The sequence below is a fragment of the Pediococcus sp. AC40 genome, assembly GCF_030252485.1.
GTDB classification, from domain to species: Bacteria; Bacillota; Bacilli; order Lactobacillales; family Lactobacillaceae; genus Pediococcus; species Pediococcus acidilactici.
Genome location: NZ_CP127012.1, coordinates 412090 through 437007, shown reverse-complemented (window position 1 = coordinate 437007; position 24918 = coordinate 412090). Strand labels below are relative to the sequence as shown.

At 40.7% G+C, this 24918-nt stretch carries 35 protein-coding genes and 2 tRNA genes; 9 read left to right on the top strand and 28 right to left on the bottom strand.

Features of this window, described 5'->3' with window-relative positions; genetic code table 11:
* From NL111_RS02090 to NL111_RS02000, 19 genes are all read right to left on the bottom strand, one after another.
* On the bottom strand, nucleotides 1-1332 hold the full coding sequence (locus NL111_RS02090) for a PBSX family phage terminase large subunit (protein ID WP_285110390.1): 1332 nt from the start codon (nucleotides 1330-1332) through the stop codon (nucleotides 1-3).
* Entirely contained in the window at nucleotides 1298-1984 is a 687-nt protein-coding gene (locus NL111_RS02085; protein ID WP_285110389.1) for a terminase gpP N-terminus-related DNA-binding protein, read from the bottom strand. The genes NL111_RS02090 and NL111_RS02085 overlap by 35 nt, the downstream gene beginning before the upstream one ends.
* A complete protein-coding gene (locus NL111_RS02080; RefSeq protein ID WP_200834126.1) occupies nucleotides 1984-2160 on the bottom strand; it encodes a hypothetical protein in 177 nt (58 codons plus the stop codon). The genes NL111_RS02085 and NL111_RS02080 overlap by 1 nt, the downstream gene beginning before the upstream one ends.
* A 65-nt stretch (nucleotides 2161-2225) precedes the next feature.
* Nucleotides 2226-2297 (bottom strand) — tRNA-Ile (locus NL111_RS02075).
* 198 nt (nucleotides 2298-2495) lie between these two features.
* Nucleotides 2496-2568: transfer RNA gene (locus tag NL111_RS02070), tRNA-Asn, on the bottom strand.
* 210 nt (nucleotides 2569-2778) lie between these two features.
* Nucleotides 2779-3201, bottom strand: coding sequence for an ArpU family phage packaging/lysis transcriptional regulator (locus NL111_RS02065; protein ID WP_285110388.1), 423 nt, complete (start codon nucleotides 3199-3201; stop codon nucleotides 2779-2781).
* A 605-nt stretch (nucleotides 3202-3806) separates the two neighbouring features.
* Nucleotides 3807-4049: a hypothetical protein gene (locus NL111_RS02060; RefSeq protein WP_159225214.1), complete on the bottom strand. Its 243-nt coding sequence runs from the start codon at nucleotides 4047-4049 to the stop codon at nucleotides 3807-3809.
* Nucleotides 4042-4239, bottom strand: a complete 198-nt coding sequence (locus NL111_RS02055; RefSeq protein WP_159225215.1) for a hypothetical protein — start codon at nucleotides 4237-4239, stop codon at nucleotides 4042-4044. The genes NL111_RS02060 and NL111_RS02055 overlap by 8 nt, the downstream gene beginning before the upstream one ends.
* A 10-nt stretch (nucleotides 4240-4249) precedes the next feature.
* A complete protein-coding gene (gene ssb / locus NL111_RS02050) occupies nucleotides 4250-4696 on the bottom strand; it encodes a single-stranded DNA-binding protein (RefSeq protein WP_285110387.1) in 447 nt (148 codons plus the stop codon).
* 2 nt (nucleotides 4697-4698) lie between these two features.
* Nucleotides 4699-5109: a hypothetical protein gene (locus NL111_RS02045; protein ID WP_152688843.1), complete on the bottom strand. Its 411-nt coding sequence runs from the start codon at nucleotides 5107-5109 to the stop codon at nucleotides 4699-4701.
* The gene (locus NL111_RS02040; protein ID WP_021361655.1) at nucleotides 5054-5776 is read right to left on the bottom strand and encodes a putative HNHc nuclease; all 723 of its coding nucleotides are present in this window, start codon (nucleotides 5774-5776) and stop codon (nucleotides 5054-5056) included. Before NL111_RS02040 ends, NL111_RS02045 begins: the two co-directional genes overlap by 56 nt.
* A 4-nt stretch (nucleotides 5777-5780) precedes the next feature.
* Nucleotides 5781-6617: a helix-turn-helix domain-containing protein gene (locus NL111_RS02035; RefSeq protein ID WP_285110386.1), complete on the bottom strand. Its 837-nt coding sequence runs from the start codon at nucleotides 6615-6617 to the stop codon at nucleotides 5781-5783.
* A complete protein-coding gene (locus NL111_RS02030) occupies nucleotides 6610-7446 on the bottom strand; it encodes an ERF family protein (protein ID WP_274803648.1) in 837 nt (278 codons plus the stop codon). The genes NL111_RS02035 and NL111_RS02030 overlap by 8 nt, the downstream gene beginning before the upstream one ends.
* Nucleotides 7447-7448: 2 nt before the next feature.
* Entirely contained in the window at nucleotides 7449-8342 is an 894-nt protein-coding gene (locus NL111_RS02025) for a DUF1351 domain-containing protein (protein ID WP_285110385.1), read from the bottom strand.
* A gap of 92 nt (nucleotides 8343-8434) precedes the next feature.
* Nucleotides 8435-8578: a hypothetical protein gene (locus NL111_RS02020; protein ID WP_159208631.1), complete on the bottom strand. Its 144-nt coding sequence runs from the start codon at nucleotides 8576-8578 to the stop codon at nucleotides 8435-8437.
* A gap of 10 nt (nucleotides 8579-8588) precedes the next feature.
* On the bottom strand, nucleotides 8589-8861 hold the full coding sequence (locus NL111_RS02015) for a hypothetical protein (RefSeq protein ID WP_128472030.1): 273 nt from the start codon (nucleotides 8859-8861) through the stop codon (nucleotides 8589-8591).
* A complete protein-coding gene (locus NL111_RS02010; RefSeq protein WP_285110384.1) occupies nucleotides 8843-9310 on the bottom strand; it encodes a helix-turn-helix domain-containing protein in 468 nt (155 codons plus the stop codon). The genes NL111_RS02015 and NL111_RS02010 overlap by 19 nt, the downstream gene beginning before the upstream one ends.
* Nucleotides 9311-9391: 81 nt before the next feature.
* Nucleotides 9392-9607 carry a hypothetical protein gene (locus NL111_RS02005; RefSeq protein ID WP_285110383.1) on the bottom strand — a complete coding sequence of 72 codons (216 nt, stop codon included), beginning with the start codon at nucleotides 9605-9607 and terminating at the stop codon, nucleotides 9392-9394.
* Complete coding sequence (locus tag NL111_RS02000; RefSeq protein WP_285110382.1) at nucleotides 9594-9851, bottom strand: hypothetical protein; 258 nt, start codon at nucleotides 9849-9851, stop codon at nucleotides 9594-9596. The genes NL111_RS02005 and NL111_RS02000 overlap by 14 nt, the downstream gene beginning before the upstream one ends.
* A 105-nt stretch (nucleotides 9852-9956) precedes the next feature.
* On the opposite strand from NL111_RS02000, the gene NL111_RS01995 reads away from it, so the two are divergent.
* A complete protein-coding gene (locus NL111_RS01995) occupies nucleotides 9957-10244 on the top strand; it encodes a hypothetical protein (RefSeq protein ID WP_285110381.1) in 288 nt (95 codons plus the stop codon).
* A 126-nt stretch (nucleotides 10245-10370) separates the two neighbouring features.
* On the opposite strand, the gene NL111_RS01990 is transcribed toward NL111_RS01995, so the two are convergent.
* A complete protein-coding gene (locus tag NL111_RS01990; protein ID WP_152688836.1) occupies nucleotides 10371-10610 on the bottom strand; it encodes a helix-turn-helix transcriptional regulator in 240 nt (79 codons plus the stop codon).
* Nucleotides 10611-10780: 170 nt separating this feature from the next.
* Here NL111_RS01990 and NL111_RS01985 point away from each other — a divergent pair, with 170 nt between their 5' ends.
* From NL111_RS01985 to NL111_RS01970, 4 genes are read left to right on the top strand one after another with little or no spacing between them, the layout of a single operon-like run.
* Nucleotides 10781-11140, top strand: a complete 360-nt coding sequence (locus tag NL111_RS01985; RefSeq protein WP_152688835.1) for a helix-turn-helix domain-containing protein — start codon at nucleotides 10781-10783, stop codon at nucleotides 11138-11140.
* Between the two features lie 12 nt (nucleotides 11141-11152).
* Complete coding sequence (locus NL111_RS01980) at nucleotides 11153-11563, top strand: ImmA/IrrE family metallo-endopeptidase (protein ID WP_285110380.1); 411 nt, start codon at nucleotides 11153-11155, stop codon at nucleotides 11561-11563.
* Nucleotides 11564-11605: 42 nt separating this feature from the next.
* Nucleotides 11606-12142 (top strand): PH domain-containing protein, encoded by a 537-nt coding sequence (locus tag NL111_RS01975; RefSeq protein ID WP_285110379.1) that lies wholly within the window; start codon nucleotides 11606-11608, stop codon nucleotides 12140-12142.
* Nucleotides 12143-12187: 45 nt separating this feature from the next.
* On the top strand, nucleotides 12188-13054 hold the full coding sequence (locus NL111_RS01970) for a hypothetical protein (RefSeq protein WP_285110378.1): 867 nt from the start codon (nucleotides 12188-12190) through the stop codon (nucleotides 13052-13054).
* 82 nt (nucleotides 13055-13136) lie between these two features.
* On the opposite strand, the gene NL111_RS01965 is transcribed toward NL111_RS01970, so the two are convergent.
* Complete coding sequence (locus NL111_RS01965) at nucleotides 13137-13367, bottom strand: 2-hydroxymuconic semialdehyde hydrolase (protein ID WP_285110377.1); 231 nt, start codon at nucleotides 13365-13367, stop codon at nucleotides 13137-13139.
* 13 nt (nucleotides 13368-13380) lie between these two features.
* On the opposite strand from NL111_RS01965, the gene NL111_RS01960 reads away from it, so the two are divergent.
* The 3 genes from NL111_RS01960 to NL111_RS01950 all read left to right on the top strand — a co-directional run bounded on the left by NL111_RS01960 (nucleotide 13381) and on the right by NL111_RS01950 (nucleotide 15729).
* Nucleotides 13381-14154: a hypothetical protein gene (locus tag NL111_RS01960; RefSeq protein ID WP_274803653.1), complete on the top strand. Its 774-nt coding sequence runs from the start codon at nucleotides 13381-13383 to the stop codon at nucleotides 14152-14154.
* Nucleotides 14155-14232: 78 nt separating this feature from the next.
* Complete coding sequence (locus NL111_RS01955; protein ID WP_285110376.1) at nucleotides 14233-14466, top strand: hypothetical protein; 234 nt, start codon at nucleotides 14233-14235, stop codon at nucleotides 14464-14466.
* Nucleotides 14467-14553: 87 nt separating this feature from the next.
* Nucleotides 14554-15729: a tyrosine-type recombinase/integrase gene (locus tag NL111_RS01950; RefSeq protein WP_285110375.1), complete on the top strand. Its 1176-nt coding sequence runs from the start codon at nucleotides 14554-14556 to the stop codon at nucleotides 15727-15729.
* Nucleotides 15730-15876: 147 nt separating this feature from the next.
* On the opposite strand, the gene guaA is transcribed toward NL111_RS01950, so the two are convergent.
* From guaA to NL111_RS01930, 4 genes are all read right to left on the bottom strand, one after another.
* The gene (guaA, locus tag NL111_RS01945) at nucleotides 15877-17430 is read right to left on the bottom strand and encodes a glutamine-hydrolyzing GMP synthase (RefSeq protein ID WP_285110374.1); all 1554 of its coding nucleotides are present in this window, start codon (nucleotides 17428-17430) and stop codon (nucleotides 15877-15879) included.
* Nucleotides 17431-17502: 72 nt separating this feature from the next.
* Nucleotides 17503-19425, bottom strand: a complete 1923-nt coding sequence (locus NL111_RS01940) for a heavy metal translocating P-type ATPase (protein ID WP_285110373.1) — start codon at nucleotides 19423-19425, stop codon at nucleotides 17503-17505.
* On the bottom strand, nucleotides 19412-19957 hold the full coding sequence (locus tag NL111_RS01935) for a ferritin-like domain-containing protein (RefSeq protein ID WP_063504667.1): 546 nt from the start codon (nucleotides 19955-19957) through the stop codon (nucleotides 19412-19414). The genes NL111_RS01940 and NL111_RS01935 overlap by 14 nt, the downstream gene beginning before the upstream one ends.
* On the bottom strand, nucleotides 19957-20187 hold the full coding sequence (locus NL111_RS01930) for a heavy-metal-associated domain-containing protein (protein WP_002831095.1): 231 nt from the start codon (nucleotides 20185-20187) through the stop codon (nucleotides 19957-19959). The genes NL111_RS01935 and NL111_RS01930 overlap by 1 nt, the downstream gene beginning before the upstream one ends.
* Before the next feature lie 122 nt (nucleotides 20188-20309).
* Between NL111_RS01930 and NL111_RS01925 the strand changes: the two genes are divergently transcribed.
* Nucleotides 20310-20987: a Crp/Fnr family transcriptional regulator gene (locus NL111_RS01925; protein WP_285110372.1), complete on the top strand. Its 678-nt coding sequence runs from the start codon at nucleotides 20310-20312 to the stop codon at nucleotides 20985-20987.
* 151 nt (nucleotides 20988-21138) lie between these two features.
* Here NL111_RS01925 and NL111_RS01920 read toward each other — a convergent pair whose 3' ends face one another.
* The 3 genes from NL111_RS01920 to budA all read right to left on the bottom strand — a co-directional run bounded on the left by NL111_RS01920 (nucleotide 21139) and on the right by budA (nucleotide 24908).
* Nucleotides 21139-22524, bottom strand: a complete 1386-nt coding sequence (locus NL111_RS01920; protein WP_002829990.1) for a cation:dicarboxylate symporter family transporter — start codon at nucleotides 22522-22524, stop codon at nucleotides 21139-21141.
* 726 nt (nucleotides 22525-23250) lie between these two features.
* A complete protein-coding gene (coaA, locus tag NL111_RS01915; RefSeq protein WP_370647627.1) occupies nucleotides 23251-24171 on the bottom strand; it encodes a type I pantothenate kinase in 921 nt (306 codons plus the stop codon).
* 32 nt (nucleotides 24172-24203) lie between these two features.
* Nucleotides 24204-24908 carry an acetolactate decarboxylase gene (gene budA, locus NL111_RS01910; RefSeq protein WP_285110371.1) on the bottom strand — a complete coding sequence of 235 codons (705 nt, stop codon included), beginning with the start codon at nucleotides 24906-24908 and terminating at the stop codon, nucleotides 24204-24206.
* Nucleotides 24909-24918: the final 10 nt, after the last annotated feature.

Here is a 24918-nt window from a genome sequence, read left to right as displayed (position 1 = left end):
CTACCATTTCAGGTCTAGGTCTCTTAGGTTATCTAATACAAAGTACTGAAACTGGTCACACGTATGGTCGTCCACCTTAATGACCTTTGGATCATCGGTGTTAACCGTTTTTTCATCCCATTGATATTTCTGATGCTGTTTAATAAAGATTTCATTTTCTGGGATGTCGAGATAATAAAAACGCCCAGTTGCAAGTAGATGCTGGACGTTGTCAATCATTTGTGTTTTATCCACCTTTTTAACGTGGTGGTAACGCTCGTTATATCGCTTAATCATTTCATGATCTAACGCAAAATCAGATGTCGCACTATCGGCGGACTTCTTCCACGGCTCCATCCCCCATTGTTCTATCCACTCATGTTCAACCTTGTGGAGGTCTTCGGCGAAGTCGCTCGGTGCTTTCTTGTTGACCTTGCCTACCGGTGAATAGTAGTACGTGTTCAGTAGGATTACCTTGCCCGTGTTGGTCAGCCCATAGCAACTCTCGGTGGTAGCAGATGTTTGTTGCCCGCTATCCTGTGAGAAGTAGATGTTCATCAAGTATTCATCTTCTGGAAAGGAATCAAGGGGATGGAATAGGTTCATGTTATAGATATTTGTTCCAAGCCCCACCGCTTCACCTAAGTAAAGATAGCGGTAGTAATCGTAATCAGATTCCTTAATGTTGTTGATTTCAATCAACATTTGGTCATTAACGAATCCCAGCTCGTCATCTAGATAGCTAGATTTGTCTACCAACCATCCCTTTTTACCACGTTGCTTTTCCGTCCACTCGTTAATCCATTCATACGGGTTTCGTGGTGGATTCCAGCTCCAGAAGAACTTAACTTGCTTGGCTTTCGGATGCTTCTGCCGGATGAACGTTGAATTAGTCTGATCGAATTCTTCGGCGTCTTTAAATTCAGCTGCTTCTTCATACCACACCGCAATCACGTTGTTAATGTCATTGGATTTCAATTTTTGGAAATCATCTTGGCCATAGAAATGGAATGCACATCCTGTTCGCTTATGCACGATTTTGTAGGGATGAGACTTCGCATTAAACTGACTAATTATCCCAAATTTGCGCAACGCCCACTGAATTTTTTGAAACACTGAATCGGCAATCGTGTTGGCCACCTTGCGGATAACAACAACGTTGGCCACATCATCTTTAATAATGTAGGACGTCATCATCATTACCAGCTTAAGAGCAATTGTGGACGACTTAAACGAGTTACGACCACCGCACATCAGGATATAAGGACAATCCGTCTGCCAGATGCGTTTAAAGTGCGGTTGCACCTCTTTCTGGATATTAATCGTCGGTGTCATCATCATCACTCCACTCATCTACAATTACAATGTTGCCGTCACTGCCATTAGAGTTGACCTCGTTAGCCTTCGACTGTGCAATGTCCGCTTCGGCCTTAGCCCGCTTGCCTTCATCACTAATGTGCAACAGATTAGTAATGCGGTCGAGCGAGTTCAGCATGGCGTCTGAGTTAGCCTTTCGTAATCCATCCATAATGATGTCAGCTTTGGCAGCGTCATGTACGAATGTCAACTCTCCAACCACTGTGTCCAACGACCATTTATGCTTAGCCGCTACTTCTCGCTGAATGTTAACAATTCTTGCATCAATTTTAGGATTGCTTCTTAGCCGTGAAGCTTTAACTCTAACTGCATTGGTATCAACAGCTACTTGATACGCAATCATATAAGCCCGATATAACGGCAATCTTTTAGCACCTACTAATTGACAGAACAGTTCTTGCTTGGCATTTAGTTCATCATCCGCACCTTCATTTTTGTGTGCACCCTTTTCTGATTTTGTGTGCACCCTTTTTTCAGGTGGGGATGCACCCTTTTTGGATCCACGTTGCCATCCATGACGGTTCTTCCACGATTTAACGGTATTAATCGAAACATCGTACTTTTCAGCAATGTCCTTGTACTTCATACCAGAGAGATAATCTTTTTCTGCTTGTTCTAGCTTTCTCATCACATATCACCACGCCTCCAATCAATCTTAATAGTTTCTCTTTCTTTTTTAGGCACAATAAAAGGACGGTCCGCTTTAGGATCGTCCTTTTTACGTTGCTGTTTGAATTGTTTATCCAGGTCACTAAAAACCCGTATCTCGGTTGGGCTAATGTAGCCCCATTTCGTCATTTTCATGTAATCACCTTAGTAAGGATTGTTAAAAGAGGAGCAGGGACTCGAACCCTGCAAAGCCTTAATAGTGGAGCTGACCAGATTCGGACTGGCGACCTCTTGATTATCCATCAAGCGCTCTACCGCTGAGCTACAACACCTGGGCTCTTAATCTACACCCGTTCGCTCTCAATCATTCGCGACTAATCAAGAGTTGTTAGATGTCAGATTGCATGTACCGTTCATGCTATCCTCTATAAGACAATGAGGAATCGAACCTCATCACGCTTTCCACACGCTGAACCATCTGCCTTGCCGTAGCTTTCAACCCGGAGTATTTTTGCGATATTAAATCGCAACGTAGATGGCAGGATCCGAACCTGCGACTTCCTGATTAACAGTCAGGTGCTCTACCAACTGAGCTACACCTACAATTTGTCAAAGAGTTGGTATCGTTTTGTATTTTGGCAAATATATAATCAAAGGAGAACAAATGAACTTATTAATGGTATCCCCAACTCTTCGACAATATCATTTTAACGCCGTTTTTCTCCAAAAAAGTCCTAAAAAAGTCCGATAAAAGTTTGTTAAAAGTCCTAAAAAAGTCCACCAAAAGTCCACCAAAAGTCCGATTTTTTGTCCTCACTCATATTCGTGCAAGTCTATCTCCCCAAAAGTTTGATATTCATAAGCGTCTGCAAAGGCATTAAGCGCGTATCTTTTATAGTCAAGGTATCTAGAACGCGTCATATGTAACCTTCCTGAACACCATTTTACTGTGCGATTTCCAATCACATCATAAGTGATGATGTCTTGTGACCACATGTCTAACGATTTAATCGCATTAACAACTTTTTCATATTCGACTTGGTTTTCAATATATTCCGTTATCTTGTTTTCTGCGTTATTACCTGCTGCTTGTGACTTGGGCATCCCATCAATGATTACCGCTCGAATGCCGGTCGGATTGTTGCCGGCACGTCTGCAGATACCTGGGTAATCCTTTTTAAAAAAGTCCTTAACCCGCCACATTGTCCCTTTAGTATTAATCTTAGGTATTGCCAAAACGTCCATCCCCCATAGTCTCCTGTGTGCTATAATTAGATTATTGGTTGTCCTCATAGCAATTGGAGCTGTGGGGCTTTTTTATTGCTAAAAGAAGAATTGCCACAAACATCCAATTCCTCTGATTACTGAAAAAACAAATGCGGAACACATTAAGATTCCAATTAGGCCACATACTAACAACATCGCAAATCTAAACAATGCACTAAATAACGCGCTCATTATCTTTCTCCCATTCTTTCGATTTCCGGTAATCCCATCGTTTAACGATCGACAAAATGTCAAATAACAACATCAGGCATAACATTAGTCATGTTTCTGTCATCGAAACATTCTTCGCAAAGACGTCTGCAGTTGCAACGATAGTGAACAAATCAGCCATTAAACTTTCTAGACTGCCATTCCATGTGGCTTTCTGTAACCACTTATGAAACTTTTTTAAAATCTCCATCGTCCTCATCCTAACTAAGTAAAAATAACGCCAACACAGCCGTGACTAGTGTGCCAACTGGATGCGCCACGAATAACATCAACGCGGCCACAACAAACAAACTCATTAGTAATTTAATTCTCATCTTCATTCCTCCATGTTTTACGATAATTACTTAACCCTCCGATTTATCTGCCAGTTCTTCTAGCTCTGCCTCAACCATGGCTCTAAATTCAACTTGGTTCGCTAAAATAGTTGCACCAAGTTCTGTTGGTTCTAAAAGGTATTTATCTTGCAACTGTAATGTGCCAATTATAATTTCTGATATCATTTCACCTGTCGTATATCCGTCAGCATATGTTGGCAAAACTTCATCTACAATGAAGCGTTGAACTTCTGTTATTTCTGAGTCAGTCATCTTCTACCTCCTCATCAATTCTGAACGTTACATGATTTCCTTCCTTTAATTCGCCCAAAATCCAGTTAGCTAGTCTGGCCGCATCTTTATCGGACAAATCAATTTCCGAATCCTGAAATGACCCAATACTCACATCATTTGAACCCATTGGGAATTCTTCCGTCCATTTGAACACGCTTAACTTAGTCATCTTCACCCTCCTAAAACGGCAAATCATTATCATCAATGCCGAAATCGTCATTATTCTGGCTGTAATTGTTAGCAGGCTGTCCAAAATTGTCATGCAAAGCATTGCTAGCGTTAGATTGCTGGCCACGTTGTTGGCTCTGCTGTTTCGGTTCTAACAATGAGAAGCTATCTACGACCACTTGTGTTGAGTAAACACGCTGGCCTTCCTTCTCGTACATACTCGTTTGGATCCGACCGTCAATCCCGACCAATGATCCTTTATGCGTGTAATTACAGAAGTTTTCGGCCGCCTTTCTCCAGACAATACAGCTGATAAAGTCCGCTTCTCGCTCGCCATTAGCGTTGGTGAACTGCCGGTTCACGGCCATAGTAAAGTTGGCCACCGCCATCCCTGATTGGGTGTAACGGATTTCTGGATCCTTGGTTAGGCGACCGACTAATACGGTTCGATTAATCATCCCTACTCCCCTCCAAATCTATCTTCAAATATGTCTTTAAACACTTCTTTTAATTCATCCGGGAAGTCTTTTTCATCAACAGTGTTCATGCAATTGTGTTCCGAGTTCTTATCACGTGTTACCCATTCCATTGAACGATTAAGCATGTAGGTATCCAGCTCGTTAATGATTCTTCCTCTGGTTTGGACAGGTGCTGAATTGATAAACTGGTTAATCAAAGCAATAATTCCCTTAAGGATTGCTTCGCCATTACCCATTAGGTAAGCTTTACCACTATCAGTTGAATAAGATATTTCAGCATAATCACCTTCGTCCGAACTTTCTAAACAATCCATAATTTCATCAAACGTCATTCCACTATCCAGCGCTTGTCTGATTAATATTTTCTCTTTTTCGCTCATCTTCTGATCCATAATTTCCTCTAACTCCTATCTTTCTTAATGTTTCAACATCTAATTTCACGCCCTCAACTGGAACGTGATAGCGCATTGAAAATCGATTCGGTCCAATTGTCTCAATCTCACTATGATGGTCGCGACATAATGCCATTACGTGGCGCTTGGTGTGGTCGACCTTGGTTCTGTCCATGCCACTACCAATTGGCTCCACGTGGTGGATGTCCGCATGCCTGCTACAAATTGTGCAAATCCGATGTCTACAGCACTGGAATAAGTAATACTCTTCCTCACGCGGTAGCAATTCATAGCCTTTTTTGAAAGGAACTCGCCAGGTAAACATGAAGTCGATTACTAAGTCCAGGAGCACGTTAGCATCGCTCACGGTTGACTTGGTGTCGTCTGCAAGGCTGATAGTCTTTCCAGCCGTGTAAATCTCGTACTGGGTATAGAACATCTCTTTTAGAAAATCCTTTGGTTCGAAAGACCACAGTTCAATATCATGTAACAGGGCAAAGAACAGGCGCCGTTGCTTAACTCTTGCCTTACGTGGGTCGGCCACTTCGAAATCGACATAGAACTGACCACGTGCGCCACTCACGGTTTCTATATGGTCTTGATTAAGTGGACGATCCAAGTGGATGATTAGGTCATTACCACGTTGCTCTGCTCTTGCTCGTTGCACAATCTCACCTGCTTTCTCTCCTAGCTCTTAGTTTGGCCAGCTTTTCATTGATTTCCTCCGTAGTTGGCACAGATTCAGCATTACTTGGCGCTGGCACCGTAGTTTCATCCTGGGCCCAGTCCGGCAACGTCTCCCTAACGGTAACTGGTCGTTTACGCCCCGCTGCTACGTCTGGCGTTGTGTCGTACTCATCCTGCCACCCCTTTTGTCGGAACCATGTATCACCATGTTTGATATACCGTTTAGGGGTGCCTTTAGCCTTGATTTCTGCCAGGTAATTATTAATACCTTGCTTAATTTCATCGTCAGTAACACCGTCCTTAATCGATCGCTTGTAGGAATTAAACGCTGATTCTTTGCCTTTCTTATTCGGATACAGCTTCCAAAGCGATTCGAAGCACTCACGCTTGGCCACCGGTTTAGGTGGCTTTGACGGTTTATTATTATTTGTATTATTCAATGTATTATTAACTGTAGTATTCTCTCTCAAGTTTTCTTGGGTAGGGTCCTTAGATTTTCTTGGGTAGGTACCCAAATTTTCTTGGGTAGGGTACTCAAAAATTTTTATATACCTATTCTTGATTTCTTTAGTACCCTCTTTGTAGATTTTTTGTCTTGAAATATACCCACATTTTTCTAGCGAATTAAGCCAACTCTGCACGGTTGTTTTAGAAACCTTGTATAAATCAGCAAAGTACGAATCAGTAGCCCAGCAGTAGCCATTAGTGTGCGTTAGTGCGGTAATTTCGCCATATAACAGCACCGCTCTAGGCTGTAGTCGTTTGTCATACCTAATATTCGCCGGAATAATTGAATAGTAGTTTGGCTTCTCATTAGGCATGAGTTGTCACTCCCCTATTGTTTAACCATGCATCTAGATCATCAGGTGTGGTCTTAGGTGCTTGTTGTTGTGGTTTGTTAGTTTCCACTTGTTTAATCTCTTCATCCAGGTGATTAACTAGCATAACGGCTTGACTGCTGGTCAGGTCTTCTAACTTGGTTAGATGAACCATCGCAAGATAACGTTGTGCTTCGGTGTCCGCATTAGTGCCCTTAGCCTGGCTCAACTTAGTTAGCTTATCGTTGACTAGCCGTAATTGTGGCTGGCTAATTAATGGATCCGGATTATTAGGTTGAGGTTTGGCTTTTGTTGTCTGCGGTCGTGGTGCTTGTGCCCTAGGCGCTGTAGCCTTAGCTTTAGCACGATTGCTAGTTCCTTGTGACTGTTCTCCATCGTCGTCTGTTTCGCTATTGATGCCGAAAGCCGTTCCCAATGAGTAACGCTTGGCATAGGTTAGCGCGCTACCAATTGCTTGTGGGTCTCCACCGGTCTTAATCTCTAACCAGGAGCCGACCTGCTCATAACCGTTGCTAGATAATAGTGTTGTTCGAACTCTAATGGTTCCGTTCTTAACTTCCGAATCTTGATTCCAGGTTAGCCCTGTCCCTTTTAATGCTTCGTCTATCGACTTAATCAAATCTTCAAGGCGAACGTAATCGTACTTTTTTTGTCCTGACTTAGTACGGAAGTTAACGTGTCCGTTTTTAGCAGGTGGTCTTACTTTTGAATGAAAGTCAGCCAATTCTTGGCTAAATTTGGCTTTTAGTTCGTAGATGTATTTGACGTTTTCCAATTGTGACAAATCCAATTTTTCAAGTAGATCATTCATAATTAAACAGCCTCCGTTTCATATTCAATTCCGTTGTTTTTCAAGAATTCCACTAATGCCTTCGCTTGCTTGATATTTACCTTTGCGGTGAATCTAAATGTCCGATATTCATCAACAACTTCACCGGTGGTCTTGTCCACACGCTTATTACCGACCTTTTTAGTTTTGGCTTCGAGTTCAGCTTGTTCTTGCGCTTTACGGGCAATCTCAAGCCGCTCTTGTTGTTCTTTCCGTTGTTCGGCCTGTTTGGCCGCAGCATCAATATTTTGCGTGACATCAGCTAATGGGATACCATTTTGCAACTGCTGAATAAACGGTTCTGGATCGAGATTACGACCACCTGCTAGGTTGTTAACAGCTTCGGCGTCCTTAGCAAGCTGATCCTTTTGCTTCCGGAGCTGAACCGCTTGGGCAATGATTTCATTCTCACGTTTGGTCTTCTGATAGGTTTTGTTCAACCAGTGCTTATCGAATTCTAAGTCGTTAATGTCAACTTCATATTGGTCAAAAATCTGGGTAGCTACGTCCATAATCCGTTGCTTACGTTCTTGTTTTTGTTTTTCTTCCACATCATTAACTGCGATTTCCAGTGGATTAATAGCCTCATCAATGATGGATTGAGCTTTCTTAATATCCGAAGTAAATTCATCCAGCGGTTTGTTGTATTCCCGTTTAACCTTTAAACGGGCTTCATCAAGTAACTTTTTCTGTTTTTTCAAATCACGTAAAACGAGCTTATTGCCAGCAAGGTTTTCTGCCGTGATTACGGGATTATCCATCTTAAACTGATCGCGAATCTCTTTAGCGCGGTCCATAATGGCATCACGATTAGTTAGCTTTAATTTAGCTGGTTTAAACTCAACGTGGCTAGACACGTCTGCGATTGCGTTAGTCATTGTCTATATCTCCCTTCGGTGATAAGATGTAAGTGTAAATAATATTTATAGCTGTTGAATCTCGCATGGCCGTGCGGGATTTTTTTATTAAATTAACGTCGCTTGGTAACATAACGATTCCCCTTCTTTTTATTTTCAAAATACTTGATGTTATCTTTTGGATCGTCCAGAAAAATAAGTATTCTATCGATGATTAATCCGAAAAACGCCGCGCCCATAAAAACTAAAAAATTCATGTTTTTCCTCCTACGCTTTCACCTTATTAGCTAGCCGCTCAACGTCACTTCGTAAGTAGCGTTTCATTTTCGAATCACCTAGATAATAGACATCAATCTGACCAGCGAAATGCTCATTAAATGTCTTGTTATCGCAATCTAGAATTCTACAAGCTGTTGCCTTTTTTACGTAAACTCTCTCTTCGCTTTGGCTAGCTTCGTCAATCGCTTTTTTTAGCATCCTAATTGCGGGTTTTCTCAAAGTTTCTAAGAATTTCTGTAAAACTAAATCGTCTGTTTGCATAAAATCTGCTCCTTTCCAGTGACCCACTCACTAATTTCTGCTTGAATCTCTTCGAAACTTTCCTTGTCATGCTCCATAATGACCTGTTCATCATCAGTTGCACCACGACTAATTACGTCGTAATAAATTGGGTCAACTTGTTTCCGTTCATTTTCTTCTTTCAAAACGCGATTATGTTGTGCTAGTACGTTGTCTTGATATTCGTTATCGCCTAACAGGTCAATACCGGCGATGTAACTAGCGACTTTAAATCTAAATCGCCAATCATCAAGAACGCGGCACAAATCATATAAACGGGCTTCTGTAACCTGGCGTTCACCCCGCGTCCACATTGAAATCGTGGACACCGATTTAAGTCCTAAGCGGTAAGCTAGCTCTTTAGCTGTAATGTCTTGTCGGGCCATGGCGTTTTGCAATTCTTGACCTAATTTTTCTTGTGAAATTACCAACTCTATCACCCCCTTTTAGTGAAAATTTGGAGATTTTTATTCACGTTGCCTGCTGTTACTATTGGAATTGTGGAAAGGCGATTAGCCAATCATCGCTGTAGGCATTGCGTTAATCTTTTGTTTTACAGCACCTTCTGGAATGGCACCCTTGCATATAGCTTGAAACGTTAATTCAGGGATGATTTTATTTTTGATGGCGAATAAGATATCCTGCTCATCTAACCATTCGTTACATAAGTCATAACACTGGGATAATCCCAGTTGTCGGTGTAATTGCATTGCTTTATTTAGTAGCATTTTTGTCCTCCTTGGATGTATCCATCAGTTTAACCAATGCCTGCAAATCAGCTTCAATATAATCTGGCCGGCATTTAATCGTTAAAACTGGCTTCTTATTTGCGGGCATATCTAACGCGATAGCGCTGATACCTTGTTCAATCTTGTAACCGTTAATTCTAACTTCGTATCCCCAAGATTCTTTTACGTTGGCATTCTTTTCGGGTCGTGTGATTTTTAGTGAGATGCCTTTGCTTTTATCCATTTTGTTGCCTCCTTGTTCTTTAAAAATTAAATATGAACTAGCTATAAAGCTTTCTACCCTCCTTGTGGGATAATAGATGTATCAATACCGAAAGGAGGTGTAATTATGGAAAACAAGCAATACGATATTTTTATTTGGCTTAAAGGACATGCTGATCAACATACCGATGAGCCGATTCATATCAGTAATGTTGTTTCGGTTAAAGATACTAACCAAGAAATAAAGATTCCCGATTTTTATATAGATACAGCCGAAAGTTATCTATTTAAATTCATTCGTACTGGTAATGAATTTACGGACGAAAATTATTCATATATTTCAATATCTGGTTCAGAGATTAGTTACATTGAAATCAACAAAGCCCGAATCCCTATTTCAGATTTAAAAGGTTAATCGTCTTTGCAATGAGCATCAATTTTACGATGCCATTGCTTTTTTTGAGACTTTTTTCAACTTGACAAAGTATTTCGTACTTAACCGAAAAATTTTTATTAAATGTTTTTGAACGTAATTCATCATTCATGCTGTCACCTCTTCTTTATTTTTGTGGTACGAAATGCGTACATCATCTGTAAAAAAATAGCTCCAATTGATATTCATTTTTTGAGCATACTTCTTTGCAGAACTTACTTTAGGAGTCCTATGACCTTGCTCGTAAGAAGCATATGTTGTTACAGCGATACCTAACAGCTCTGCCATGTCATTCTGTGTGTAGTTAAAATGATTTCTGTAATCTTTTAACCAGGTTCTCGGTTTCATAGATTCACCTCCTTTTGTAATACGATTTGCGTACCTTATGTTTATACTATAATACGCGTTTTGTGTTATGTCAACAAAAAATATACTCTTTTCGTGTTAAATACTCGTTTAGTATACCTTGTACGCGTTTTGTGTAGTACCATTAAATAAAGTAGAAATGGGGGCTTTGTATGTTTGCAAATAAATTACAAGCTTTGCGAAAAGAAAAAAAATTGACTCAACAAGAAATGGCCAATATTCTTAATATTGCGAAAACAACGTATTCATCATACGAGCAAGGTAAGCGTATGCCCGATGCTGAAATGCAAAATAAAATTGCGGATTTTTTTGAAGTGACTTTGGACTATTTACATGGACGAAATAATACGCCTAAGTGGGCTAATAAAAAAGACACCTACGATCTCAAACGTTTTTTGGAAGAAAATGATGGATCTTTCACCTATGGCGGCGACAATCTTACAGAGGATGAAAAAGAGAAATTGCGGATAGCAATGACCCAAATTTTCTGGGATCGTCATAAACATGATTAGGTGGTGTGTCAATTGTCTATTGTTAAAGACTTTATACAAACAGTTCAAAAAAGATACAAAACGGCTGATCCTTTCAAGATTGCCGAAATATTGAATATAGATGTACGCTACTGCTATTTGGGGCGTATGCCTTTGGGCAAAACAAATTATGACGATAAGGGAACAATTATAATATTAAACGATTCATTACGTGATTCACCACAGAAGTACTTTACCTTGGCCCATGAGCTCGGCCACTATTTTATGCATGAAGGACTAGCTGGTTACTACACTGGCATTCGCTTTGGATATGATGAATTTGAAAACCAGGCTAACGAGTTTGCCAGTGGCCTTTTAGCTTTATTCTATGTGGAAGAATACGATCGTTTGCCTAATACCATTCGTGAGCTAGAAGTAACTTACGGATTGCCTACGAATTCGTAAAAATATAAGTGATTAATTTAAAATCTTTTTGGAGGAATAGCCATGGACTTAAAAGAAATACAAAGACAAATGGAAAAAGCTGGTGTTTCTGATACTTTTGGAACAAAAAAAGAGGTAAAAGCTTTACCTGAAATTTTAAACGATGACGAGACTATACAATATGCTACTTCAGGTTTTGTTGATGGAAATACTGTACTTATTGTACTTACACAAAAAAGAATTTTATTCATTGATAAAGGGCTGATTTTTGGTATTAAGTCAACAGAAATACCTTTAGACATGGTTAACGGTGTCTCTTATTCTAAAGGGTTATTATTTGGAAAGATTTCAATAACTAACGGGGCTGTTACAACTTTGGTTGAACAAGTAGACAAAAATACTGCCCCAATTATGGTTAACAAAATAAAAGAAAGTTCTGAAAAGTATAAAGAGTCTCTACATACATTATCCTCAAATATTTCTAGCACTACACCCTTAGACGGACCTGATCAAATTAAAAAATACAAAGAGCTACTCGATGAAGGAATCATTACGCAAGAAGAGTTTAATGCAAAGAAAAAGCAAATCTTAGAACTTTAGATAATTACTTTCTAACATATCACGTTTAAATATAGGAGAAGGCAAATGAGTCGCATATCTTCATTTTTTAAAAAGTTAATATATAAGAATAAAGCAGTTGCCACTGAGTTAAATTCTAAGAAAGCTAATTTGCAAAGCAATGAAGAATTAGAAGGAACAACGTTGTCATATCCAGATTTGACCATTAATGGATATCCTGCCAATTCCGTAAACTTTGATAGTATATTTCCATGGGCAAATAATCCAACAACTATTTCTAGTGTCACTATTGGAGATACTTTATACTTATGGTGCATTTCTCGTAACTGTAATCCACTTCCGAAATATCTAAAAAAAAATTACATAACTGACATCGATAAATCATTTAAGAATTTATTAGAGAATGATTTAATAACTGTCCATAGAAAAATAACAAAAAAAGGATTAGCTTTTTTAAAAGATAATTGGAAATACATAGAACTGCACAAATCTGGTTGGATTACTCCATCAGAAAAAGAAAAACGCTCAAAAAATTTTTATAATAATTATGATTATCTTGTAGATTTTTGGGAATCCTCCGGAAATACCGAAGCAGCAAACGAAATGCGCCAAAAAAAGAGCGAGGACTTAAAGCAAGATGAATTTATTAAAATAATTGAAAAGGCAGAACAACTTTCAAAGTCTGGTAATAGTAATGAATCCAATTCTTTACTATTACCAATTAGAAATTTAACCGACCAAAGTGCACGAGTTTATAAGCGTTTAGCTATAAATTATAGAAAATTAAGGCTATATGACAATGAAATCAAAATAATAGAAGAGTTCATAAATGAACAGCAACCAAAATACGGTGGAGCAATGTGGCTAGATTACTTTGAGCCCCGTTTAAAACGTGCCAAAGAATTAGCACATAAATCATTATCAAAAAAATAGTCCTACTCTGGTGACACGCAGCGGTTCGATTCCGCTGGTGGGCATAAAAAAAGCATCCCATAATCGGGATGCAGAAAGGAGCTCAATGTATAATTGAATTAATATATTCTAATGCTTCATCATCAAGTTGAATCCAGTGTACATACTCTTCATCACTTGTATCAACGATTGGAAGCCCTTTGAACAAATGTTTCAGATTACTAACTGAGATATTTTTCTGAGTCGGAAACGTTGATAGCATGTATTGATACTCTGAAATATACTCCAAGTCTTCAATATTATTTATTTCATGAATATATTTTTCTTTATCCATTACTAAATCCCCCATGCGAAATAAAAAAACTTCAAAACGAGAATCTAGACTACCAGGTGCAGAAAAGGAACAACTTAAAGATTCTCTTAGAGATTTAATCGCTGATGCCGAAAGATATGACTACGGCGATTTTAGAGCTATAAAGCGTTCTGCTGCAACACTTAGACTTTTATTCTATGATACTAATCGTCAAACCAGTCTAATTTCTAATCTTAACGACAAAGATAAGATTATTATGCAATCGTTCAATCCAAAAGTAAAGTATAACCGTGGCCTAAATTATGGATCAGTCTACGTTGCATGCTTTAAAACTAATAAAAATAATGAATTTTATAATACGTTTTTGTTCAAGCCAAACTCAAAAAGAACAACAACCTTTGAAAAATGGTGGGATGAAAGATTATTTTTTATGAACGATGTTAATCATACAACTCAGCTAACTCGTTCTAAAATCATAATAACCATTGCCAATCAAGATGGCGGAGCACATTTTGATGAAAATATCGATTCACTATATAAAAATATAACTTCTGGAGATACCGGAATGTCACTAGAACCGAGTCGTGGAACTAGTTATCTTTTGGGATACGATTCGACAAAAGCAGGTAAACCCATACATTTTAAAGATTTAACTTTAGCATATATGAGAGAAATTGTTCATGAAACTATTTTAAGTCTTCAAAGCTATTATGGTTTAAGCAACATCCCATATACTCCTAATTTTAAATATAATTGGAGTAGAAGAATAAATTATATGGCTTGGCAATTTGGACTTAAACCCGAATAAGCATCCTCCCACTCCGGTGATTCAATACGGTTCAACTCCGTATGTGGGCATTAATCAAATATAAATGGAGGTTTTATCTTGAAATCAATGAAATTAGATGTACTAGACGATAACCCGTTTAACGATTCGCAATACGTTAAACAACGCCTAAAAGATGATGGAGTTCGCATCAAGCCGCACCGTGACATTGTCGATGAGGAGGACTATCAAGAGATGCTTCCTGGATTGCTATCAGAACAAGCGATGATTGAAAAGTTTATCAAAGATAACAACTTAGATGTTGATGTTTCAGAAATATCATTTCGTGTGTAATGCCTAGAGGCTTATTTTTTTGGATTAAAAAAGAACATACGTTTGCATTTTTGGACTAATTTTTCACAAAAGGGAGAATTGATAGTTATGAGAAAATGGAAAGCTGTTAAGCGTCACCCCAATATTTACGAGTACCAAACTAAAAAAGGAAAAAGATACGGCGTTAGGCGGATTTATAAAAATAGTGAAAATAAGTCTCGGGAATTCACTAGAAGCGGATTTAGAAGTGTAAAAGATGCCGAGATTAAACTCACTGAGTTTGAAAATGAACTTTACAACAATAGAATATCGCCCATTGAACATGCTAATATAACTGTCGGCGAATATTTTGACAAAATTGCTGATAGAAATGTTCAGCTAAAAAAATGGCGACCTGACACACAACAAACACAAGTAGGATATTTTAATACACACTTGCGTCCTGTGTTTGGTAATGTAGCACTATCTGATGTTTCTAGATCTGATTACCAACGTTTTATTGATAACTTGGTCAAAAATAACTACGCAAAAACAACAATTAATACAATTAATTCAATCATGCAATTAATAATGAACCAGGCCGAAACTTTCGATCTAATCAATAAAAACAAGCTAAAGCACATTGCAATAACTGGAGCTAAATCAGCCAAAGATTTGACATTAGAGGATGCAGACTATAAAAAATGGCTAGATACAGCTAAAAAAATATTAAACAAATATAAATTATCTATGGTATATCTTTTTACTCTGGGCCCGCGTCGGGAAGAAATTCTAGGATTACGCTTGGAATCGTTTGAGTTCTTAAAAGATAAAAATGGCCAAGAGCTATGTAAAATTACAATTGATCGCGGACGAACTGAATATAAACCTAATGGCGGAGAATTAAAAACTTCGTCATCTTACCGAACACTGTATATTACTGGTGAGATGATTGGGATAATTAAATTTGCTATTAATACTTGTAAATCAATAAGAGAAAAATATAACCTAGATATTAAACCTGATACGTTTTTATTTGTAAATGAAATGTCTGGACATGCAGTTCATATAACGTATCCGTCTAGAGTTTTTACGAAAGTCAGCAAAGCATGTGGTGTTCGTATCCACCCGCACAAATTAAGACACTACTTTGCTACCAGAGCTAAGGAATCTAATTTGTCAGATACATCGATCGCTAAATGGCTTGGCCACTCCAACGTCCAAATGACTAATCAATACACTCGCCCCAACAAGAGTAGTGTAATTAAAGTTTATAATGGAGTTAAGCAAGAATTAGGCTTCTAAACCCCAATATTATTTGATGGGTACATGTACCCATCTCGGTACCACAACTTTTTCCATCTTATCCCGCTTATCCCTTTTTAAAAAACACGAAAAAACCACCTATCATCCGGATTAACCGGGATAAGGTGGTTTTCGTTTATATTTAGTTTATTCCCATTCCACAGTGGCCGGCGGCTTGGACGTAATGTCGTACACTACACGGTTAACGTGGTCAACTTCGTTTACGATTCGTACCGAAATTTTTTGGAGTACGTCCCATGGGATCCGCGCGAAGTCGGCGGTCATTCCGTCAATTGAGTTAACTGCACGAATTCCGACTGTATAGTCGTAAGTCCGGCCGTCACCCATTACCCCAACGCTGCGAATTCCTGGTAAGACGGTGAAGTATTGCCAAATGTCGCGGTCTAAGCCAGCGTTCTTGATTTCTTCACGTAAAATCAAGTCACTATCGCGAACAATTTGCAACTTATCTTCGGTGATTTCACCTAGCACCCGAATTCCTAGACCAGGGCCAGGGAAAGGTTGCCGCCAAACTAAATCTTCTGGCATTCCCAACTTTTCACCTAAGTCACGCGCTTCATCCTTGAACAAGGTCCGAAGTGGTTCGATTAGTTCAAAGTGCATGTCTTCTGGCAATCCACCCACGTTATGATGGGATTTGATTGTTTGCGCAGTATCCGTTCCACTTTCGATTACGTCAGTGTAAAGGGTACCTTGAGCCAAGAAATCAATCCCCTTAAGTTTTTGAGCTTCGTCATTGAAGACTTCGATAAATTCGTTACCGATGATCTTCCGTTTTAGTTCAGGATCAGTAACTCCGGCTAACTTGCTCAAGAAGCGGTCTTGTGCGTCAACCTTGATAATGTTCAAGCCGAATTTGCCTTCTAGGCTATCCATAACTTGCTTTGCTTCACCTTTACGTAACAAACCATGATCCACAAAGATACATACTAGTTGATCACCAATTGCTTTGTTCAACAATACGCCGACAACGCTTGAGTCGACCCCGCCAGAAAGCCCTAAGAGTACTTTACGGTCGCCAACTTCTTCGCGAATCTTTTCCACTTGCATGTCAATGAAGTCGTTCATTGACCAATTTGCTTGAGCTTGACAAACATCAAAGGCAAAGTGCCGTAAAATATCGTTACCATATTGCGTATTCCGCACTTCCGCGTGGAATTGAACGCCGTAAAATTTCCGGTCGTCATCCGCCATGGAAGCGATTGGGCAATTTACGCTAGTAGCTACCGTCTTAAAACCGGCTGGAACTTCACGAACCAAGTCACCGTGGCTCATCCAAACCGTTTGAGTAGCTGGCAAGCCTTTAAACAATGCCGCTTGGTCATCAGTTACGTTAATATCTGCATGGCCGTATTCCCGGTTATCCGCAGATTCAACCCGACCGCCCAAATTGTAGGCCATCAATTGCATTCCGTAACAAATCCCCAAAATTGGAATTCCTAATTGATAAATTTCAGGATCAACTCGAAAAGCATCGTCATCATAAACACTGTTCGGTCCCCCGGAGAAAATAATTCCCTTAGGATTAATCTGCTTAATTTCTTCCGCAGTGATTTTATGAGAAAGAAGCTCTGAGTAAACCCCAAATTCACGGATTCTGCGCGTAATCAATTGGTTGTATTGACTACCAAAATCCAAAACAATGATTTTATCAAAATTTGATAAATCTGTGTTCGCCAAGTCCTTCACCTCATCTTTTCATTCTTATCCTCTATCATACAGGAAAATTGTGAAAAACCATAGCCCTATCACTTAGATAGTTTTACTGGAAGGGCTCTCACCGCCAGTTTTTGTGGAAAAATTTTCCCAGGCGGGACGTTTTAGTTTCAGTAATCGCATGGCGTTAAAAATCACCACCAGGATACTAACTTCGTGGAAAAACATCCCGCTTGCCATATTTACCCAGCCTAAACTAACTCCTAACATCAGCAGCGCCACCGTACCAACCGCAATTCCCACGTTTTCCATCATGTTACGCAGCGTTGCTTGAGCAATTTGCCGCGCAAAAACGACGTTCTTAAAATCAGGATTAATCAGCACCACGTCCGAAGTTTCAATCGCGACGTCGGTGCCGCTCCCCATCGCGATTCCAACCGCTGCTTGGGCGATTGCGGGACTATCGTTAATTCCATCGCCAACGAATAGCACTGGTTGACCGCTTGCTTGGAGTTCCTTCAAAAACTGGGCCTTTTCGTTAGGCAACTGACCTGCTTTAACCTGGGTGATTCCCACGGTATGCGCAACGGACTGGGCAACCTTTAGTTGATCACCGGTCACCATCCACTGGTTCGTCACTCCGGTTTGGCGAAGTTGTTTAAGTGCGCTAGCTACGCCGGGTCGGACTTGGTCGGATAAGCCCATTGTCAACACTAAAGCACCGTCTACGATCATTAAAATTACCGATTGCCCATTTTCCCGCAGTTTTTGTAAATCAGCAGTCTGTTTATTAGAAAGTTTTTGGGCACTTGGTTCTAAAATCCGCGGGCTTCCCAATTTCACTTGGTGACCATGCCAAGTGGCGGTAACCCCGATTCCTTTAACGGTGGTGATTGCGATATCATGGTTTTGCACAGGCTGACCCGTTCGTTGTTCATAAAATTCCACAACGGCCACTGCCAAAGGGTGGTTAGTTTGCTTTTCTAATTGGGCCGCCACTGCTAGCCAATCTTGTTGTGAATACTGATAGAAGCTCTGGACGGTCGGTTTACCAGTGGTAATCGTCCCGGTTTTATCCATGAGGATGGTACGCACCTTGGCCAGTTGATCAATGACCTGACCGCCCTTAATCAAGATGCCGCTTTGCGCTCCCCGGCCAATTCCCGCGACGTTGGATACCGGTGTCCCAATTACTAACGCTCCCGGACACGCCAGCACCAAAATTGTAATCGCCAACCGGAAGTCTTGCGTAACTAACTGTGTTAAGAGCGCTAACACTAAAACCAGTGGCGTGTAGAACCGGGCAAACTGATCAATAAAACGGCTTACCGGCGCCTGATTGTCTTGAGCTTCCTCCACGAGCTCAATTATTTTGCCAAACGTGGTTTCTTCCCCAACTTTTTGGGCTTCAACCACCATTTGTCCGTTTTCCACAATTGTACCTGTGTATACTTGATCCGTGGGTGTTTTATTAACCACCCGCGCTTCACCAGTAATGGCCGCTTCGTTGACGGCAGCCGTCCCGGTAACCACCCGCCCGTCAACTGGAACTTGGTCACCAATCCGCACTAATAACTGGTCGCCTACCTCAACATCGTCAATTGCTACCGTGCGGGTTTGTCCTTCGCTCACTAAGAGTGCTTGTGTCGGCTGCATTTCCGTTAGGTTAGCTAACGCCCGGTGAGTCTGCTTTAAAGTACGGCGCTCTAAGTAATTACCTAGACCAAATAAAAAAGTGACCACCGCCGCTTCTTCTAGTTCCCCAATGATTAAAGCTCCTAGCACGGCAATGCTTACTAACAATTCAATGCTGGCCACCCGGGCGCGTAACGCAGCGATTGCTTTCAACAGGATCGGCATCCCCGCTACCAACGTTGCTATGCCATACGCCATTCCAGCTGCTTCTGGGAACTCCCCACTATGTTGCAGCAGCCATCCCACGGCGGTTAATAGCGCAGCCACCCCGAGCAGCGGGTTAGCAAACCTTGTGAACCAGCGTTGCATTTTAATCATCTTCATCGTCCTCTTCCAAACCTTCGCGCGGTTCTTTTCCCAAACGGGCCTGTAATTTTTGTGAAGCCCGTTCAAATTGTCCGTTAAGCTCAATTAAGTAGCTTGCTAAGGGAAACTTACTTTCTTGGTTAGCCAACGCAACGGCGCGCTGAATAAACATCAAACTAGTTTGGCAATCTGCTACTAACCCCGCCAATATAGCTTCCGTCGAGTAATACTTAATCCGCGGATCTTCAGTAAGCATACTGTATTCGCTAAATTCTGCGGTGACGGAAGCGGGCTTTTCCCCTACCGCACGAAGCTGGTCGCCTAATTGCACGAAATCATGGTTTAACGTTGCCTGTAACTGTAGCAAATATTCCCGGTCGGCAAAGTAGCTTGGCCCCTTAACGTACCAAGCAGCTTGCACCAGTTTATTGGTCAACACGCGTAAATTTGCCAGAATATGGTCCGCCATCGCTCCCGCGGTTGGTTGGTGGTGGTCAATTTCAGCTTGCTTTTGCTCTGCTAAATAACGTTCTTCAATTGATTTTGCCATTATTCAGTAACCTCCTTGGTTTTCACGCTTTTTACCTGATACCCTAGTTCTTCAACGGTCCGTTTTAAATCCGCACTATCTAACCGATCATCAACGAGCGCCTTAACTTTGCTAGCGTTAAAAAGTACTTTAACGTTTTGGACCCCCGCCAATTTAGTGAGGGCGCCCTGAATTTTCGTCATGCAACTTGGGCAAGTTAACGTATCTAATTGCAGAATAACCTTAGTCATTTTATATTTCCTCCTTGCTTTGATATATTAAGCATAGAAGTACCCGACCTTTTTGAAATTGACCTTGGTCAAGTTTTGACAAAAAAATTTGCACTTTGCTAATGAAACAAAGGAGAAATATAATGGCCACCCTCGTTGATGCGCACCATTGCGTGCCTTTAGTACCGATTTTTAAAAACTTAACCCCCACTCAAAGCCAGCAAATTGAGGCAATCGTTCACCATCGTCACGTCCCGGCCCAACAAATTCTTTATCAAGCCGGGGACGCTGTTGACGCCTTGACCATCGTTGCCAAGGGGCAAGTTAAGGTGGTACGACCCGCAGAAAACGGTAAGGAACATCTGCTTTACCTGCTCCAAAGCGGTGACATCAACGGGGAAGCAGCCCTTTTCAACCAACTTGAGCACCATTCCACGGCGACAACTTTAACCCCGACCACCGTGTGCACGATTGCGCGGGCGGATTTTCAACAGCTTCTAACCCGCAATCCTCAAATTGCCGTGAACGTGATGAACACCCTGGGCAACCGGCTATTGTCGCTCGAAGCTCAAGCCACCAAGACTAATACAGAATCGGTTGCTGAACGACTTGCCGATTACCTCGTCGAAACTTCTGCTAGTTTGCAAGCCAATCCTTTCACCCTGCCGCTCAAAAATAAGGACTTAGCCACCTTGTTAGGAACCACGCCGGAAACCATTAGCCGTTATCTAAAACGTTGGGAAAGCCACCATTTGGTTAAAAAGCTTCCTGGACACCAGTTACAAATTCTCGATGCCGCCGGCTTAACGCTAATTGAATAAGTTATTTTTAGTTATCCAATCACCAATTCATCAAACTATCGCTTAAAAGATGACGTTTTTAATTAAAATAAAAAAGGACCATTTCAGAATCTAAAAATTCCTGAAACGGTCCTTTAATTTAAAACACTAAAAACTAATTCATCTCACTCAATTAAGCTTGTTCAATTTTTTCTTTACCGTTAAAAACATCTTCATTGAACATGTCACTTCGTTTGGCAGTTACCAATCCGGCTAGGATACTATCGTTAACGTTCACTAACGTCCGACCCATATCGATAATCGGATCAATTGCCAAAACAATTCCCATGATGCCAACCGGTAAATTCAACGTCCCTAAGACAATTAGGGCGGCAAAGGTCGCGCCGCCACCTGAGCCAGCCACCCCAAAGGATGAAATGGTGACGATAATAATCAACGTTAAAATAAATTTAACCGATACGATGTTGATTCCCACTACCGGAGCCGTGATCGACGCAATCATGGCTGGGTAAATTCCTGCACATCCGTTTTGTCCAATACTGAGCCCTAAACTAGCAGAAAAATCTGCGATGGCCTTATTAATCCCCAGTTGCTTAGTTTGTACTTCGACGTTCATTGGCAACGTTCCCGCGCTGTTACGCGAAGTAAACGCAAAGATCAGAGTTGGCCACACTTTTTTGTAGTACTCAATCGGGTTGGTATGCGTTAATAATAAAATAACGGTATGGACTACCAACACCAACAACAATGCCACGTAGACCGCCACAATAAAGTACGCTAAACTTACGATGGTTTTAATACTATTCACCGCAATTGTCTTTGCCATCAAAGAAAAGATTCCGTACGGAGTTAAATTGATGACGAGACGAACCATTCTGGATATTAATTTATCTAGAATATCGGTGCCCCGTTCGAAGGCAAGTGCGTCGTTGGGATAGTGTTCTTTTAACCATATATACGCTAACCCAACAATTAGTGAAAAAATCACTACCGCAATCGTGCTGGTTGCCCGCGTTCCGGCAAGGTCTTCAAAAATGTTTTGTGGTAAGAAACTTACAATTTTTTGCGGAACCGTTAATTCTGATAATGCGTGTTGGTGTTGTTGTAAAAAGGCCAGATTGTCTTTAGAGGCGGTCCCCTTTACAAACGACGCTCCTTGCAAGTTAAAAGCGATCACGGTAATTACCCCAATAAATGCCGCAATTGCCGTAGTTGTTAATAACACCGTTAGCACGTTTCTCGCGATCTTCCCCAGATTCTTAGTGTCTCCTAGCTTGGTGAACGCGCTGATTAACGATATTACGATTAGTGGAATTACCAGCATTTGTAATAACGAAATGTAGCCATTCCCCACAATTCCAATCCAATCAACTGCTGTAGCAACAACTTTACTTGTTGATCCAAAAATTGCTTGGGTGATTGCTCCAAAACTTAATCCTAAAACCAAGCCAATCAAAACTAACTTATTGAAGCTTACGTTCTTTCGTTGTAATAAAGCTAAAACAAGCAGGATCACGCCAGCAATCCCCACGGTTGCCCAAATCATCAAATCATTCATAAATCTTCATTCCCTCTTATTAATTATGGTATTACATGCATTTTTATCACTAACCATCATTAACAAGATTGACCACCACGATGTTTACCTAGTAGTTTAACTAATCTTTCATTCACCATAATTTTTCTTCCTAACTAAAAAGAGTTGGGATCTATTCAAATAGACCCCAACCCCTTTTGCACGTCAAAAAAATTATATAGAAGGTGTGTTGATGATCAATATGAATTGCCCTTAAGATCCAAATAAGCTGGTTCGCTAACAAATAAGGGAATCCATAATTTGATCACTTATTCATTAGACTGATATCAAACAACAACACATCTTCATAATAGTTAACTCCTCGTGGTATTTTTAGTAAGTGTATCACCATTATTCCAAAAAGAAAAGCATTTAGTACTGCCTTATTTACTATCCGTACTTGATTAGCTTTCCCATTTGCTAACATAAGCCTTTATCCATTGGTCGTATTAAGGTATTAGCAACTAAGCTAATCAGCCTTTCTTAGTCCAAGCCATCCTCTTGTTCTTCCGTACTTTTAGACAACTCAATTTATGTGCCTTAACTAAAAATCGACCAGTATGCCAAATCCAGGCACACTGATCAATTGGGGTTAGGCAAAACTAACTTTTTAGCACACGTTTGAGCTCTATTAAAGTCAATCGCAACAAGTTAGCCTCCTAATTTTTTAAAACGAATTTTTCCTTCGTTTCTTACGTAGAACGGCGCCTACACGCGCACTAAGATGTTGTCCATCACGTGCCCCTCCGTTTTGTGTAGAATCATATCGGCTCTAAAACGGGTTGGCAAAATGTATTCTTTTAAATTTTTCAAATCGATATCGCGCCAAATTTTTTTAGCGTAGGCAAAGGCTTCTTCCCGTGGCATCTGGGCATACTGGTAGTAGTAATTGCTCGGATCGTGGAATGCCGTATCCAATAACACGCCGAACCGTTCCAGGAACCATTTTTCAATCAAGTCCGCTTCCGCATCCACGTAAATCGACCAATCGAAAAAGTCGCTAACGTAAATCGTTTCGTTAGCCGGTAATTGGAGTACGTTAATGCCTTCCACAATTAAAATATCTGGCTGATCAATTACGTCATATTCATCCTTGATGACGTCATAAACTTGGTGTGAATATTTCGGCACCTTGATCTGTTTTTGGCCCGTTTTCACCGCGTTTAAAAAGTGGATTAATTCCTTCATGTTGTAACTTTCAGGAAATCCCTTCCGACTCATTAAATGACGCCGCTTTAACTCAGCATTAGGGTATAAAAAGCCATCCGTAGTAATCAACTGGGTCTTTAAATCGCTAAACCAGTTGCTTAACAGCACCTGCAATAGGCGCGCAGTGGTGCTTTTACCTACCGCTACGCTTCCCGAAATTCCTACAATAAACGGCGTTTTTTTAACTGGAATCTGTAAAAAGTCCAGTTTATCGCGGTTCCATTTTTCAAAATCAGCGTACTTCTTCTGCAGTAACCGTACCAGTGGAACGTAAACGTCCTGGACGTCCTCTAAGGAAATCCGGTCGTTAAGCGCCTTAATGTCGGCTAATTGCTGCTGAGTCAGCGGTAATTCTGCCCGATTTGATAAATTTTGCCACGCGGTGCGGTCAAACGTGAAATATCCTTGTGCCTGCATGATTACTAAATCCTCGTCTTCGATTAATTCCTTAACTATTCCGATTCAGCGATGGACTGTTGAATATCTCGCACGTCACTAGCTTGATGCTTCATAAATTCGGAGTCCTTAATCGGTAAACTCAAGTCAATCCCGTCCAGTATCTGCCAGGAAAGTTTCACTTGATCAGCCCTAAAATCTAATAAATGACCGCCGAATTGGTGTTGGTCGTCGATGAAATGCAAATGCATTCCGGCCACGCTCGCTCCGTGGAATAGTTTCGGACTATAGTATCCCACAACGGTTCCCTTAATGTTTTGTGCATCAAAGATTTGTTGCTTCGCAGCGGTCTCGCTCAACGTTGGGTAAGGGCGCTGTTGGCCTTTAACCACCCGGGTTTGCACCCGGGAGAAGAGTCCGCTAATTTTAATTGCCACAAATGTATTTTGGTATGACAATTCTTTAGCTAATGTCGCATCTACTTCAGTCATTTCGATTTCTGGTAAAACCACGTGACCCTCAAAATCCGCTTGGTTAACGTCGGCAAAGGGTAACATGGCTTCGGGTTCCAAAATGCGAACACTCCCGTCAGCTAGGGCTTGGTAAGCAACCCCATCTAAAATAATGACTTCGCCATCAAGACCTTCCGCAGTCCCAATCCCAAAATCACCGTGTTCTAATAATGCTTCGGCAGTCAAAGTTCCGCCGAAAAGTCCGTCCACTAACATTGCTAACGTGCCGTATTGAAATAATTTTGCCATCTGCAATCCC